The following is a 14,418-nucleotide window of genomic DNA, read 5'->3' on the forward strand; positions in this document are numbered from 1 at the left end:
GACAAAAATTCATCCAGCATCGGGGGCTCGAATGCGCGTCTGCGGTCGGCGGTAGTCTGGGGACATGGCAGAGCGATCCTGGTCTTTCTCGAAAGCATTCCGCAACATCTTCAGCGGGCCCGAGCTCATCACGGACGAGACCTGGGACGACCTCGAGACGGCCTTGATCACCGCGGACTTCGGTCCAGATGTCACCGACTCCATCCTCGATGCGCTCCGCGCCGACGTGGAGCGTCATCGCGTCACGGAGGTGGCAGAGATGCGGCGCATGCTGCGCGACGCGATCGAGGAGCGCCTCGCCGCCTACGATCCGACGCTGCGCCTCTCCGAACGCCCGGCCGTGATTCTCGTCGTCGGCGTCAACGGCGTCGGTAAGACGACGACGATCGGCAAATTCGCCAAGTACCTGACCGCCTTCGACAAGCGCGTGCTCGTGGGTGCGGCCGACACGTTCCGCGCGGCCGCCGTCGAGCAGCTCGCCACCTGGGCGGATCGCGCCGGCGTCGACATCGTGAAACCGCAGCAGGCGGGGCAGGATCCGGCCTCCGTCGCGTTCCAGACGGTGCAACGGGCCATCGACGCCGACTACGAGATCGCCATCATCGACACCGCCGGCCGCTTGCAGACCAAAGGCGGGCTCATGGACGAGCTCGGCAAGGTGCGTCGCGTCATCGAGAAGCAGGCTCCGGTCTCCGAGGTCCTCCTCGTGCTCGACGCGACGACCGGTCAGAACGGTCTGGCGCAGGCGGAAGCTTTCATTCAGCACGCCGGCGTCACCGGGCTCGTGCTCACGAAGCTCGACGGCTCGGCGAAGGGCGGGTTCGTGCTCTCGGTGCAGGAGAAGACGGGCCTCCCGGTCAAGCTGATCGGTCAGGGCGAGGGCATCGGAGACCTCACCGGATTCACGCCGCACGTGTTCGCGCAGCAGTTGATCGGCTGAGTCCCTCCGCTGCCGCTCGGACGCCCTGATCGCCCTGCGCGAAATGTGCAGCGCACCTGCCGTATGAGGAGTAGACCGGGGGTGTAGGCAGGCTCTGGCTCACCAGGCCGGAGCCATCGAGAAAGGGTCATCATGCAGCGTCTCACCGTACTCGGCACCGGAGTGCTCGGTTCTCAGATCATCTTCCAAGCGGCGTACTTCGGCAAAGAAGTGGTCGCGTACGACATCAACGATGAGGCGTTGGAGAAGCTGCCCGCTCGCTGGGAGTACCTCAAGCCGCTCTATATCCGCGACCTTCCCGACGCGACGCCCGAGAAGCTCGACGCCGCCGTCGCGCGCATTCGCGCCACGACCGATCTGGGCGAGGCGCTGGCGCAAGCGGAGCTCGTGATCGAGGCCGTGCCTGAGAACCTCGAGATCAAGCGCGACACGTGGCGCCGCGTCGGCGAACTGGCTCCCGAGACCGCGATCTTCGCGACGAATTCGTCGACGCTCTTGCCGAGCGACATCGCGCCCGCCTCCGGTCACCCCGAGCGGTTCCTCGCGCTGCACTTCGCGAACGAGGTGTGGAAGAACAACACCGGCGAGGTGATGGGCCATGCCGGCACCGATCCTGCGGCATTCGAGGCCGTCGCGCAGTTCGCCGACGAGATCGGGATGGTGCCGATCCGCGTGCTGAAAGAGCAGCCGGGCTACGTGCTGAACTCGCTCCTCGTCCCGTTGCTCGACGCAGCGAGCGGGCTCTTGATGGGAGGCGTCGCGACGCCGGAGGACATCGACCGCACGTGGCGCATCGGCACGGGCGCGCCACTGGGGCCGTTCCAGATCTTCGACGTCATCGGCATGATGACTCCGTACATGCTCAACAAGGACAGCGACAAGCCCGGGGCTCGCGAATTCGCGGAGTACCTCAAGCGCGAGTACATCGACAAGGGGTACCTCGGAAAGGGGAGCGGCCGCGGCTTCTACACCTACGAATAGGTGGGCCGCCGGTCCAGCGATGGGCCCAGCGATGGGTCCAGCGACGGGCCCAGCGATGGGACCAGCCATCGGCATCGGTGACACATTCGACCTCGGTGAGCCCCCAGTGCGGGAGAACGGCTCACCGGGGCCGACTTCCCGACCGATGCGAGCTAGAATGAACCCGCTATGGCTACTTTCGGAAACCTCTCGGCGCGACTGACCGACACCCTCAAGAATCTTCGTTCGAAGGGCAAGCTCTCCGCGTCCGACGTCGACAGCACGGTCCGCGAGATCCGCCGCGCCCTGCTCGAAGCCGACGTCGCGCTCGACGTCGTCAAGGAATTCACGTCGAAGGTGCGCGAACGCGCGCTCGGCGATGAGGTGAACCAGGCGCTCAACCCGGCGCAGCAGGTGGTCCAGATCGTCAACGAGGAGCTCGTGGCGATTCTCGGCGGAGAGCAGCGGCGCCTGCAGTTCGCGAAGAACCCTCCGACCATCATCATGCTCGCCGGGCTTCAGGGCGCCGGTAAGACCACGCTCGCCGGGAAGCTCGCGAAATGGCTGCGCGATCAGGGTCACACGCCGCTGCTCGTCGCCTGCGACTTGCAGCGACCGAACGCCGTGACCCAGCTGGGAGTCGTCGCCGAGCAGGCGGGAGCCGAGATCTTCGCGCCCGAGCCGGGCAACGGAGTCGGCGATCCCGTGCAGGTGGCGAAGCGCGGCGTCGCCGAGGCCCGTTCCAAGCACTACGACTTCGTCATCATCGATACCGCAGGCCGACTCGGCGTCGATGCGGAGCTGATGCGGCAGGCGTCGGACATCCGCAAGGCGACCGATCCCGACGAGGTGCTCTTCGTCATCGACGCGATGATCGGACAGGACGCCGTCGCGACGGCTCAGGCCTTCCAGGAGGGCGTCGACTTCACCGGCGTCGTGCTCACGAAACTCGACGGCGATGCGCGCGGCGGCGCGGCGCTCTCCATCCGCAGTGTGACCGGCCGCCCGATCCTCTTCGCCTCCACCGGTGAGGGGCTGAACGACTTCGAGCCGTTCCACCCGGACCGCATGGCGAGCCGCATTCTCGACCTCGGCGACATTCTGACCCTCATCGAGCAGGCGCAGTCCGCGTTCAACGAGGACGAAGCCCGCAAGGTCGCGGAGAAGATCTCGCAGGACGCCTTCACCCTCGACGACTTCCTCGGTCAGATGCAGCAGCTGCGCAAAGCCGGTTCGCTCAAGAAGATGATGGGCATGCTGCCCGGCATGGGCAAGATGCAGTCTCAGCTCGACAACTTCGACGAGCAGGAGATCGTGCACACCGAGGCCATCATCCAGTCGATGACGAAGGCCGAGCGCGAGAACCCGAAGCTGCTGAACGGCTCCCGGCGGCTGCGCATCGCCAAGGGATCGGGCATGACCGTGACCGACGTGAACCAGCTCGTGCAGCGTTTCGAGCAGGCGGCGAAGATGATGAAGACCGTCGCCCGCGGCGGCGTGCCGCAGATTCCCGGAATGGGGCCGGTGCCAGGGATGGGCGGCGGCCGCAAGAAGCAGCAGCCCGCGAAGGGCAAGGGCAAGCGACGTTCTGGCAACCCGGCGAAGCGTGCTCAGGAGGCTGCCGGAATCGCCGCGAAGCCGGCCGGCGCGTCCGAGGGCGGCTCCGGATTCGGCCTGGGCGGAGGCGGCGCTGCGCAGCCGAATGAGGAGGATCTGGCCAAGCTGCAGCAGATGCTCGGCAAGGGTCTGCGGTAAGAAAGCCTGTTCGCAGCAAAAATTGCAATATGCCGCCGAGTGTGGCACTATTAACGGGTTCGCGCATCTTGCGCGCCCACGCTTCCGCGATCCGGCCGTCTGGCACGAGATGCGGCATCGTTCACCGATTCAAGGAGTCATCATGGCTGTCAAGATCCGTCTCAAGCGCCTCGGCAAGATCCGCGCGCCCTACTACCGCATCGTCGTCGCTGACTCGCGCACCAAGCGCGATGGCCGCGTCATCGAGGAGATCGGCAAGTACCACCCGACCGAGAACCCCTCGTTCATCGAGGTCGACTCGGATCGTGCGCAGTACTGGCTGAGCGTCGGCGCTCAGCCGACCGAGCAGGTCGCAGCGATCCTGAAGCTTTCGGGCGACTGGGGCAAGTACACCGGAACCGGCGAGACCGAGTCCAAGATCCTCGCTCCCGAGGCGAAGGTCCCCTTCGAGGCAGATGCTGCGAAGAAGCCCGTACTGCGCCCGAAGGCTGAGAAGCCCGCTGCCGCTGCCGAGGAAGCCCCGGCCGAAGACGCTGCAGCCGAGTCGACCGAGGCCTGACACCTTTGGCTCAGCAGGCACTCGGAGAGGCGCTCGCGCACCTCGTGCGCGGAATCGTCGATCACCCTGATCGGGTGCGCGTCGACGTGCGCGACGGTGGGCGCGGCGACGTTCTCGAGGTGCACGTGCACCCGAGTGATCTCGGTCGTGTCATCGGTCGAGGCGGTCGCACTGCCTCGTCGCTGCGCACGCTCGTGCTCTCGCTCGCCGGCGGTGAACGTGTGCGCGTCGATGTCGTGGACACCGACGCTGCCGACAGTGCGGAGACCGAAGCCTGATGGCGGATCCGCAAGGGCGAGCGCAGGCTCCCCGTCCCGCGAGCGGGGCGGGGAGCCTCCGCGTTGGTCGCCTCACGAAACCGCATGGTCTCAAGGGCGGGCTCAAGGTCGAGCTCTTCACCGATAATCCGGAGCTCCGCTTCGTGCCGGGCGCAAAATTCCACCTGCAGGTTCCCACGGATTCGCCCTGGTTCGGTCGCACCATCACGATGCGCGACCTGCGCTGGTTCAACGAGTCTCCGGTCGGCTTCTTCGCCGAGGTTCCGGACCGCACGACGGCCGAGAGCATCGTCCGCGCGATTCTGTGGATCGATGAGCAGGCCGTTGCGGAGGGCGAGGAAGATGACGCCTGGTACCACCACCAGCTCGTCGGCCTCGACGTCGTGCGCGACGCAGCCGAGCCGGGCGGCGAGGCGGTCAAGCTGGGTGTCGTGGCGGAGGTGCAGCATCTCCCCGCGCAGGACCTGTTGGTGGTCACGACCGCCGACGGTCCCGTCCTCGTGCCGTTCGTGACCGCGATCGTGCCGAGCGTCGACATCGCCGCAGGCGTCGTGCATGTGACGCCGCCGCCTGGGCTCTTCGACGAGTCCGAGGCGGAATCCGACGGAACTGATGCTCCGCAGCGCGGCGACGCCGGTGATTCGCGGTCAGGCGGCTCGGAGGAGAGTCCGGAATGAGGATCGACGTCGTCTCGATCTTCCCCGGCTATTTCGACGCGCTCGAGCTCTCGCTGCTCGGCAAGGCGAGACAGCGGGGACTCATCGAGGTGCACGTGCACGATCTGCGGGATTCCGCGCACGACAAGCACCGGAGTGTCGATGACACCCCCGCTGGCGGCGGTGCGGGCATGGTGATGAAGCCGGAGCCCTGGGGCGAGGCCCTGGACGGCATCCTCGGCGAGGCCGAGCCGGACGCGGACCCGCTCGTGATCTTCCCATCGCCCGCCGGCGATGTCTTCACGCAGACGATGGCCCGCGAGCTCGCCGACGAAACGCACCTCGTCTTCGGGTGCGGCCGGTACGAGGGCATCGACCAGCGCGTTTTCGACGAGTATGCGAGTCGTGGGCGAGTGCGGCTCGTCAGCATCGGGGACTACGTACTGAACGGGGGAGAGGTCGCTGCGATCGCGATGATCGAGGCGATCGGCCGGCTCGTTCCCGGCGTCGTCGGCAATCCCGAGAGCTTGGTCGAGGAATCGCACGAAGAGGACGGGCTCCTCGAGTACCCGAGCTTCACCAAACCCGCGAACTGGCGCGACCGATCGGTGCCAGAGGTGCTGTTGAGCGGCAATCATGCCGCGATCGACGCGTGGCGTCGCGAACAGCGCATCGAACGCACCGGACGGGTCAGACCCGAACTGCTGTCGCGCGAGATGCTGGGCCGACCTCCCGGGCGGCACGCGGCCGAGTGATCGCCGCGCCGCCCGTGCGGCGCGCGCGTTCGGCTGCATTCGTCGCTGCCTCTAGGCTGGGAGCATGCGTGATGTGGTTTCAGCCGGTATCGGCAAGGCGGTGCGGCAGGTCGCCCGGCTCCGCGGCGGCGGGTCGGCTCTGCCCGGCCTCGTGATCGAGAAGCTCGACCCCGGCTTTCTGGGCCGTGTCCTGGGCCGGCTGCCGTACGGGGTCGTGGCGGTCAGCGGAACCAACGGGAAGACGACGACGACGAAGATGGTCGTCGAACTGCTCGAGGCCCGTGGGCTGCGCGTCTTCACGAATCGGACGGGTTCGAATTTCTCCCGCGGGGTTGTCGCCGCAGCGATTCAGGAGAGCGATCTGCGCGGTCGGCTCGATGCGGATGTCGCCGTGCTCGAACTCGATGAAGCCCACGCGATGTACTTCATCGACCGAGTGGCTCCTCGGTTCACACTGCTGTTGAACGTGCTGCGCGATCAGCTCGACCGTTTCGGTGAGATCGATACGACCGCCAAACTTCTGCAGCGGATCGCAGATGCCACGACCGAGGGCCTGGTGGTGAATCGTGAAGATCGACTGATCGCAGCCATCGGCGAGCTCACTCGAGCCCGCACCGGCGCGCACGTCGACGTGCGCGAGTTCGGTCTCTCCGATGCGCTCCTCGCCATGTTCCCGAGTGACGACGATTTCCATCTTTCGGCGACGCCGGCAGAGGCAGCGCGGGAACAGCGCACGCCGGCTGACGTGATGCTGCTCGAGGTCGGGGACCATGAAGCGGTGTTCGGCATCGACGGCGGTCAGTACCGGACCTCGCTCAAGCTGGAAGGGCTGTACAACACCTTCAACGCGGCGGCTGCGCTCGCCCTCGTGCGTCAGATTCTGGATGCCGGGCCGATCGCTCCGGAGGCCCCGGGGCAACGCGGGGCAGCCACGACCGGCGAACTTGTGACGGCGCTCTCGGAGATCCGCCCGGCATTCGGGCGAGGCGAGCAGCTGGTGCTCGACGGGGAGCCGCTCGAACTCGTCCTCGTGAAGAATCCGGCTGGATTCCGACTGGGGCTCGCGTCGTTCCAGGCCGAGGGCGTCGCCGCGATGATCGCGATCAACGATCAGTACGCGGACGGCCGGGACATGTCGTGGCTCTGGGATGTCGATTTCACCTCTCTCGCGGAGTCCGGCGTCGATACGGTGTGCGGTACGCGTGCCTGGGACATGGCACTGCGTCTCGAGCACGACGACGTCCCGGTCGGGCACGTCGAGGAAGACCCCCGTCGCGCGCTGGCGACCTTCCGTGAGCGCACGCTCGGTCGCCCGCGGCGCATCTACTGCACGTACACCGCGATGCTCGACCTGCGTCGCGCCCTCGCCGATCTGACCGATGTGGAGGACGTCTGGTGAACGATACCGATCGCGAACTCGCCATCGTCTCGCTCTACCCGCGAGACATGAACATCTACGGTGACCGTGGCAATGTGCTCTCGCTCTCGCGCCGAGCCGCCGCCCATGGTTTCTCGCCGCGGGTGGTCGATGTGAACCCCGGCGACCCGCTTCCGGACACCATCGACATCATCGTCGGCGGGGGCGGGCAGGACTCTGGTCAGGGCAGGGTCGCGCTCGACCTCGCGCAGCGGGCGGATCAGATGCGCACCCTCGCCGACGACGGTGTGCCGATGCTCATGATCTGCGGGCTCTATCAATTGTTCGGCCACCGCTTCATCACGCATGCGGGTGACGAGCTCACGGGGATCGGCGTGCTCGACGTCGAGACCCTCGGCGGGACGGAACGGATGATCGGGAACGTCGTGCTCGACACGGAGGCGTTCGGCGAGATCATCGGCTATGAGAACCACAGCGGCAGCACGCAGCTCGGGCCCGGCTCTGCGCCCCTGGGCCGAGTGGTGCAGGGAGCCGGCAATGCCCCCGGCGCCGGTGTGGAGGGAGCGCGCACGGCGAATGTGATCGGCAGCTACCTGCACGGATCCCTGCTGCCCAAGAATCCCGCGCTCAGCGATTTCCTCATCGGGGAAGCCGCGCGCAGGCGCTACGGCTCCTTCACGCCGGTCGCGGCGACGCCCGACACCGTGCTCCGTGCGCGCGAAAGCGCGAAGCGACGCCCCCGATAGCCCCGGAGCCGCGCGCGGAAAAGTTTCTGCTCGTACCCGGGAATATTCGTCTGCATGTAATAGTTGTGCTCATCGGACCTCGCACACTCAATCGAAAGGCATGACATGACCATCACCGCAGAGCAGATCCCCGGGTACCGCGTCGGAACGTGGGCCGTCGACCCCACGCACTCCGAGGTCGGCTTCTCCGTTCGCCACCTCGCCATCAGCAAGGTCAAGGGCAAGTTCGAGTCCTTCGAAGCCACCTTCACGACGGCGGAGAACCCCCTCGAGTCGAGCGTCACCGCGAGCGCCGACGTCGCCTCCGTGAACACGAACGAGAAGAACCGCGACGGACACCTGGCCACCGGTGATTTCTTCGCCGCCGATGAGTTCCCGAAGCTGACCTTCGTGTCGACGGGCGTGCGCGAGGAGAACGGCAACTTCTTCGTCGACGGCGATCTGACGCTCCGCGGGGTGACGAAGCCGGTGACCTTCGACTTCGAGTTCGGCGGCTTCGGCGAGGACGCCTACGGCAATTACAAGGCCGGTTTCACCGCGACCACGCGGATCAAGCGCGAGGACTTCGGGCTGACCTGGAACGCTCCCCTCGAAAAGGGCGGGCTGCTGCTCGGGTCCGATGTGACGATCACGCTCGATGTGCAGGCGGCGCTCGTCAAGTAGCCGACGACACTGCTGGAATCGCCGTCACCGCGGAAGCGGGGCGGCGATTCGTCGTTTCAATCGAGTTCGCCGGTGATGCGCCCGCGCACGCGGCGCAGATCCTCCAGCAGAGAGCCGATGAGTACCCAGTGCTGCTCATTCGGCCTCGGGATGGTGAGGGGAGTGGTCAGCGCGGGTGGCTCGACCGCGCCCTCGCCCTCGCCCCTCGTGCCGCCCTCGACGAGGAGCTCGAGATCGTGCGCGGCACGTCGCATCTCCTCCGCCATGCCGATGACGAAGGGGTCGTCGGTGAGCTCGGGGGCGTAGAGATCGGCGAGCGCGCGAGCCATGCCGACGATCTGCGTGACGATGCGCTGCAGGCGCTCGAACTGTGCGTCGTCCTCCGCGAGACCCTCGCGATAGCGCCGACTGCGAGGATTGAATCTGAGGCTCTCGCGGGCCTGGCGCAGGAGGGCGTGGACGCGGGTGCGCTCCTCTTGCAGCCCCCTGGCGTCGGCGAGCATCTCGGCGAGCCAGGGCCGGTTGCGCGGTTCGTCGAGCGCGTCGGCGATGCGACGCAGCACCTCGGCCGAGTGCTGCGTGAGGTCGACGATCGCGAGATGCACCGAAGACGTGCGCACCGGGGCGACGACGAGCGCATTCAAGGCCACGCCGATCGCGGCTCCGATCGCTGTCTCGATGAGGCGCTCGGCGCCGTAGTGCAGTTCGAGGCCGCCGAGCGCGATCATGAGCAGAGCGCTGATCGCGACCTGATTCGCGGCCGAAGGCGTCATGCGCAGCAGCCACCCGACGCCCATCGCGACGATGATGGCCGCGATGAACAACCACGACTGCGGACCGAAGAGCGCGCCCGCGCCGATGGCGACGCCCACGCCGACGAGCACGCCGACGACGCGCTCGATTCCGCGGGTGAGCGACTGATCGACGTTGTCCTGCATGACGATCAGCGCGGCGATCGCTCCGAAGATCGGCAGCTGCTCCGGAAAGATCGCGAGGCAGATGAACCAGGTCAGGATCGCCGCGGCGGCGCCCTTGGCCAGCTGCCACCAGGCGGGCCGCACCGACACCGTGAACCGGCCGGTGAGATCGCGCTCGAACCGGCGCCACGGGCGGGTCGCGGGTCCGGTCACAGAAGTCCCAGCTTGCGCAGCTCCTCGCGCAGTGTTGCTCCGTCTGGGCCGTACACCCAGGGCACGCCGCTCGTGCTCCGGTGCAGCCGCGCCTTCGAGCGCCCGCCGGCGAGCACCGCTTCGCCGACGGAGAGCTGTCGGATGAGCACCGCCGCGACGCTCTCGGGGTGGGCGGTCGCGAATTCGTGGTACAGCGCCTCGTCGTGCTGCCCGTCGTCGCCGATCAAGATCCAACGGATCCCGGGGAACTCTCTCACGATGCGTCGCAGTTCGCGTCGTTTGTGCTCTCGGCCGCTCCGGAACCAACGATCATGCGTCGGGCCCCAATCGGTGAGCAGGAGCGGCCCCATCGGATAGAGATTGCGCGCCAGGAAGCGGCTGAGCGCGGGCGCTGCGTTCCAGGCCCCGGTCGAGAGGTAGACGACGGGGGCGCCGGGATGCTCGGCCATCAGGTGATCGAGCATCACCGCCATGCCGGGTGTCGCCGAACGCGCATGCTCGTCGAGCACGAAGCTGTTCCACGCCGCTACGAACGGGCGGGGGAGAGCGGTGAGCAGGATGGTGTCGTCGATGTCGGAGATCACCCCGAACTCGGCCTCCGGCGCCACCACGTTCACGGGGGCATCGGCCGCCTCGCTGTCGCCGGCTTGTAGGGTCACGGTGTGCCAGCCCCGTTCGAGCTGCACCGGCACGATGGCATCGATGACCCCGCCGCGATCCGCCGTCACTTCGGTGACGGGCTCGCCGTCGATGAGTACGCGCACCGTCTGATGCGGCACCGAGAGGCTCGTGAAGGTGCGCCAGCCGCGCACGCGCGATACCTCGGCCACGTCCGGCCGGAAGCGGGTGTGCTCGCGACTCTCCGGCTTCAGGTACAGCACGCGTCCGAGCACGCGCACCCATTCGGTCGTGCCGTAGCCGATGTACGGAATCACGGAGGGTTTCTTCCCGCGCGAGATCGCTCGGCGGGCGCGGCGCCCGTGCAGCCAATCCTCCAGGCGAGCCGCGAAGCGGGGTCGAGGGTCTGGCTGGGGTGGCGAAGTCACCAGGACAGTCTAGGGCGTCGGGGTGTGCGGATCCTCAGACGATTCGTCTGCGCCGGCGACGTCGAGGTGGCGTTGCTCGCGGCGCAGGAACCACTTCTTGATTCCCCAGATGGCGAGTGCGACAGCGGCGGCGAGACCGGCGAAGACGAACCCGGCGCCTTTGACGCGTGCTGCGAGTTGGTCGTATCCGGCGGCGGCGCCGACGCCGAGCGAGACGACGATCAGCGACCAGACGATGCTGGCCGCTGCGGTCCAGACCAGGAACCGGCGATAGCGCATTCCCGCCATGCCGGCGGTCAACGGCACGAGCGAGTGCAGCACCGGCAGGAATCTCGAGAGGAACACCGCGACCCCTCCGCGTTCTCCGAGGTAGTGCTCGGCGATGCGCCAGTTGCGCTCGCCGAGTCTCCGTCCGGCACGGCTGGCCCGGATTCGGGGTCCGATCCATCTGCCGAGGAAGAAGCCGATGCTCTCTCCGGCAACGGCGCCGAGGATCAGGGCGATGACGAGCCAGATGAACTGAGCGGGCGTGGTCACTCCGATGGCGGACACCAGTGCGATGGTGTCTCCAGGCACGATGAGGCCGACGAAGATCGACGTCTCGAGCATCATGCCGACGCCTGCGAGCAGCGTGCGCAGGACCGGGTCGAGGTCGCGGATCCATTCGATCAACGTGCTCAGGAAGTCGGTCACGCCACCGAGTGTAACGACGACGTCGCAAGGAACATCGGGCACGGGCGGGTGCGAGGTCGTTTCGACGTCGAGAGATATACCGTTCGGCGCCGAGTGAAATATGCTTCGAAGCCGAACCAGATTCGCAGGAAACTCACAGAAACGGTAAAATCGAGTCAGTCGGCATCCGGCCGATGGCTCCGGCGAGAATTACATCTCGTAGCGGACCTCACTAAGGGAGTGCACCCTTGGTGGGGCGCGCGACCTTCGTTCTGGAGCGTTACATGAACGAGTTCTTTGATCCCCTGACGCTATCGCGATGGCAGTTCGGGTTGACGACGCTGTACCACTTCATCTTCGTTCCGCTGACGATCGGCATGTGCCTGCTCGTCGCCATCCTGCAGACCGCGTGGGTGAAGACGGGCAAGTTCAAGTACCTGCGCCTCACCCGTCTGTTCGGCAAGATCTTCCTCATCAACTTCGCGATGGGCGTCGTGACCGGCATCGTGCAGGAGTTCCAGTTCGGCATGAACTGGTCGAACTACTCCCGCTTCGTCGGCGACATCTTCGGCGCCCCCTTGGCGATGGAAGGACTCATCGCCTTCTTCTTCGAAGCGACCTTCATCGGGCTGTGGATCTTCGGGTGGGACAAGCTGCCGAAGAAGATCCATCTGATGACGATCTGGTTCGTCTGGCTCGGCACCGTCGCCTCGGCCTATTTCATCCTTGCTGCGAACGCATTCATGCAGAATCCTGATGGATTCACCATCAACGAGGAGCGCGGGCGAGCCGAACTCGACAGCATCGGCGCCGTGCTCACGAACCCGGTCGCCGTGACGCAGTTCCCGCACACCATCTTCGCCGCCGTGATGTTCGCGGGAGTCGTCGTCGTCTCGACCGCCGCCTGGCACCTGCGTCGTGGGCAGTACCTCGACGAGATGCGGACAGCGCTCCGCTTCGGCGCGTGGACCAACATCGCCGCCTTCATGGGCGTCGGGCTCACGGGCCACTCGCTCGGCATGGTCATGACCGAGACGCAGCCGATGAAGATGGCCGCTGCGGAAGCGCTCTACGAGAACGCCTCCGGCGCCGATGCGTCGTTCTCCGTGTTCAGCCTCGGCACCCCCGACGGGGCCCACGAGATCTTCTCGATCCGCATCCCCTATCTGCTGTCCTTCCTCTCGAACGGCACGTTCAACGGGTCCGTCGAGGGCATCCGCGATCTGCAGGCCGAATACACCGCGCAGTACTGCGGCGCCGATTCGCTGCTCACGTGCCCGACCGACGGTCAGTTCGCACCCATCATCTGGGTCACCTATTGGGCGTTCCGCTGGATGATCGGCCTCGGCGCACTCGCGGCGCTCGTCTCGGTCGTCGGGCTCTGGATCACCCGGAAGAGCATGGACCTTCCCGACTGGGTGTGGAAGGTCGCGATCTGGACCGCGCCGCTCCCGATGCTCGCCTCGCTGGTGGGGTGGGTCTTCACCGAGATGGGCCGCCAGCCATGGATCGTCTTCGGCGTGATGACGACCGAACAGGGCGTGTCGCCCGGAGTTCCCGGATGGGCGGTGCTGATCTCCCTGCTCGTCTTCACGATCGTGTACGGCGCCCTCGCCGTCGTCGAATTCAAGCTCATCACGAAGGCGGCGAAAGAGGGCCCGCCCGAGATCGCGCTGAGCTCGGATGCCGACGGCAAGCCGGGCGACGCTGACCACCAGCAGCTCGCCACGGTCTACTAGGAGACGGACATGGAACTCACCACACTCTGGTTCTTCATCGTCGGGGCGATGCTCATCGGCTACTTCGTGCTCGACGGATTCGATTTCGGCGTTGGCATGTCGCTGCCGTTCCTCGGGAGGGACGACCGCGACCGGCGTCTCATCATCAACACGATCGGTCCCGTCTGGGATCTCAACGAGACGTGGCTCATCGTCGCGGGCGCCTCGCTCTTCGCCGCGTTCCCCGAGTGGTACGCGACGATGTTCTCCGGCTTCTACCTGGCGCTCCTCGTGATCCTCGTCGCCCTGATTCTGCGCGGGGTCTCGTTCGAATACCGGCACCAGGGCAAGGGTCGCGAATGGACACGGTGGTTCGATCAGTTCATCTTCTGGGGTTCGGTGGTGCCGCCGCTCCTCTGGGGCGTCGCGTTCGCGAACCTCGCCCAGGGGCTCCCGATAGCGCCGATGGAGAACGGCGGCTGGATCTACCAGGGCACACTGCTCACTCTGCTGAACCCCTACGGGCTGCTCGGCGGACTCACGATGCTCCTCATCACGTTCGCGCACGGTCTGGTGTTCATCTCGCTGAAGACCGCGGGTGACATGCGAGTGCGAGCTCGCTCGCTCGCCACGAAGGTCGGTGCCGCGGCGATCATCGCGGGAGCGACGTTCCTCGGATGGACGATCATGCAGCACACCGATAGCCCGACGCTGTGGGTGATCGTGCTCTGCTCAGCGGTCGCCGCACTCGCGCTCATCGGAGGTTGGGCCACGAATCTCGTCGGACGAGAAGGGTGGGCCTTCACCGGCAACGCGATCGCCATCGCGTTCGCTCTGCTCGCGATCTTCATGGCGATGTTCCCGAATCTCATGGCATCGAGCATCGACCCCTCGTACTCCATGTCGATCGTCGGCGCCGCGAGTTCGCAGAAGACGCTCGAGCTCATGACGTGGGTCGCGGTCTTCACCCTTCCGCTCGTGCTCGCGTACCAAGCGTGGACGTACTGGATCTTCCGGAAGCGGTTGACCCGGGAGGCGATTCCCGTAGGTGCGCACTGAGTCGGTGCGCAGGGCCCGGGGTTTCATCTGATGTGACTCCCCGGGCTCCCGTAGACTGCCTCGAGCGGTTGTGACTTCCGCCGCCCATCGACACTCAGGAACC

General features: G+C 66.5%; 15 protein-coding genes. 12 read left to right on the forward strand and 3 right to left on the reverse strand.

Going from position 1 to position 14,418, the window contains the following annotated elements:
* The first annotated feature begins 64 nt into the window (after nucleotides 1-64).
* The 10 genes from ftsY (at nucleotide 65) to JSQ98_RS02370 (ending at nucleotide 8,690) form a co-directional block, all read left to right on the forward strand.
* Nucleotides 65-940: a signal recognition particle-docking protein FtsY gene (ftsY, locus tag JSQ98_RS02325; RefSeq protein ID WP_090148455.1), complete on the forward strand. Its 876-nt coding sequence runs from the start codon at nucleotides 65-67 to the stop codon at nucleotides 938-940.
* 132 nt (nucleotides 941-1,072) lie between these two features.
* Nucleotides 1,073-1,921 carry a 3-hydroxyacyl-CoA dehydrogenase gene (locus JSQ98_RS02330; RefSeq protein WP_090148457.1) on the forward strand — a complete coding sequence of 283 codons (849 nt, stop codon included), beginning with the start codon at nucleotides 1,073-1,075 and terminating at the stop codon, nucleotides 1,919-1,921.
* A 168-nt stretch (nucleotides 1,922-2,089) separates the two neighbouring features.
* Nucleotides 2,090-3,655 (forward strand): signal recognition particle protein, encoded by a 1,566-nt coding sequence (gene ffh, locus JSQ98_RS02335; protein ID WP_090148460.1) that lies wholly within the window; start codon nucleotides 2,090-2,092, stop codon nucleotides 3,653-3,655.
* A 142-nt stretch (nucleotides 3,656-3,797) separates the two neighbouring features.
* Nucleotides 3,798-4,214, forward strand: coding sequence for a 30S ribosomal protein S16 (gene rpsP / locus JSQ98_RS02340; RefSeq protein ID WP_090148462.1), 417 nt, complete (start codon nucleotides 3,798-3,800; stop codon nucleotides 4,212-4,214).
* A gap of 5 nt (nucleotides 4,215-4,219) precedes the next feature.
* Nucleotides 4,220-4,492 (forward strand): RNA-binding protein, encoded by a 273-nt coding sequence (locus tag JSQ98_RS02345; RefSeq protein WP_090148465.1) that lies wholly within the window; start codon nucleotides 4,220-4,222, stop codon nucleotides 4,490-4,492.
* Nucleotides 4,492-5,169, forward strand: a complete 678-nt coding sequence (gene rimM, locus JSQ98_RS02350) for a ribosome maturation factor RimM (RefSeq protein ID WP_211648197.1) — start codon at nucleotides 4,492-4,494, stop codon at nucleotides 5,167-5,169. Before JSQ98_RS02345 ends, rimM begins: the two co-directional genes overlap by 1 nt.
* Nucleotides 5,166-5,903: a tRNA (guanosine(37)-N1)-methyltransferase TrmD gene (gene trmD / locus JSQ98_RS02355; protein ID WP_211648198.1), complete on the forward strand. Its 738-nt coding sequence runs from the start codon at nucleotides 5,166-5,168 to the stop codon at nucleotides 5,901-5,903. Before rimM ends, trmD begins: the two co-directional genes overlap by 4 nt.
* 64 nt (nucleotides 5,904-5,967) lie before the next feature.
* Nucleotides 5,968-7,302 carry a Mur ligase family protein gene (locus JSQ98_RS02360; protein ID WP_211648199.1) on the forward strand — a complete coding sequence of 445 codons (1,335 nt, stop codon included), beginning with the start codon at nucleotides 5,968-5,970 and terminating at the stop codon, nucleotides 7,300-7,302.
* Complete coding sequence (locus tag JSQ98_RS02365; RefSeq protein ID WP_211648200.1) at nucleotides 7,299-8,027, forward strand: type 1 glutamine amidotransferase; 729 nt, start codon at nucleotides 7,299-7,301, stop codon at nucleotides 8,025-8,027. Before JSQ98_RS02360 ends, JSQ98_RS02365 begins: the two co-directional genes overlap by 4 nt.
* Before the next feature lie 105 nt (nucleotides 8,028-8,132).
* Nucleotides 8,133-8,690 (forward strand): YceI family protein, encoded by a 558-nt coding sequence (locus JSQ98_RS02370; protein ID WP_090148477.1) that lies wholly within the window; start codon nucleotides 8,133-8,135, stop codon nucleotides 8,688-8,690.
* A gap of 56 nt (nucleotides 8,691-8,746) precedes the next feature.
* Here the strand turns inward: JSQ98_RS02370 and JSQ98_RS02375 are convergent, their stop codons facing one another.
* The 3 genes from JSQ98_RS02375 to JSQ98_RS02385 are packed head-to-tail and all read right to left on the reverse strand — an operon-like array spanning nucleotide 8,747 to nucleotide 11,559.
* Nucleotides 8,747-9,820 (reverse strand): FUSC family protein, encoded by a 1,074-nt coding sequence (locus JSQ98_RS02375; protein WP_211648202.1) that lies wholly within the window; start codon nucleotides 9,818-9,820, stop codon nucleotides 8,747-8,749.
* Nucleotides 9,817-10,866: an App1 family protein phosphatidate phosphatase gene (locus JSQ98_RS02380; RefSeq protein WP_346728705.1), complete on the reverse strand. Its 1,050-nt coding sequence runs from the start codon at nucleotides 10,864-10,866 to the stop codon at nucleotides 9,817-9,819. Before JSQ98_RS02380 ends, JSQ98_RS02375 begins: the two co-directional genes overlap by 4 nt.
* A 9-nt stretch (nucleotides 10,867-10,875) precedes the next feature.
* Nucleotides 10,876-11,559 carry a VTT domain-containing protein gene (locus JSQ98_RS02385; RefSeq protein ID WP_090148486.1) on the reverse strand — a complete coding sequence of 228 codons (684 nt, stop codon included), beginning with the start codon at nucleotides 11,557-11,559 and terminating at the stop codon, nucleotides 10,876-10,878.
* Between the two features lie 263 nt (nucleotides 11,560-11,822).
* Here JSQ98_RS02385 and JSQ98_RS02390 point away from each other — a divergent pair, with 263 nt between their 5' ends.
* A complete protein-coding gene (locus JSQ98_RS02390) occupies nucleotides 11,823-13,277 on the forward strand; it encodes a cytochrome ubiquinol oxidase subunit I (RefSeq protein ID WP_211648203.1) in 1,455 nt (484 codons plus the stop codon).
* A gap of 9 nt (nucleotides 13,278-13,286) precedes the next feature.
* The gene (gene cydB, locus JSQ98_RS02395) at nucleotides 13,287-14,315 is read left to right on the forward strand and encodes a cytochrome d ubiquinol oxidase subunit II (RefSeq protein WP_211648204.1); all 1,029 of its coding nucleotides are present in this window, start codon (nucleotides 13,287-13,289) and stop codon (nucleotides 14,313-14,315) included.
* Nucleotides 14,316-14,418: the final 103 nt, after the last annotated feature.

The sequence above is a fragment of the Leucobacter manosquensis genome (assembly GCF_018304845.1).
Taxonomy (GTDB): Bacteria; Actinomycetota; Actinomycetes; order Actinomycetales; family Microbacteriaceae; genus Leucobacter; species Leucobacter alluvii.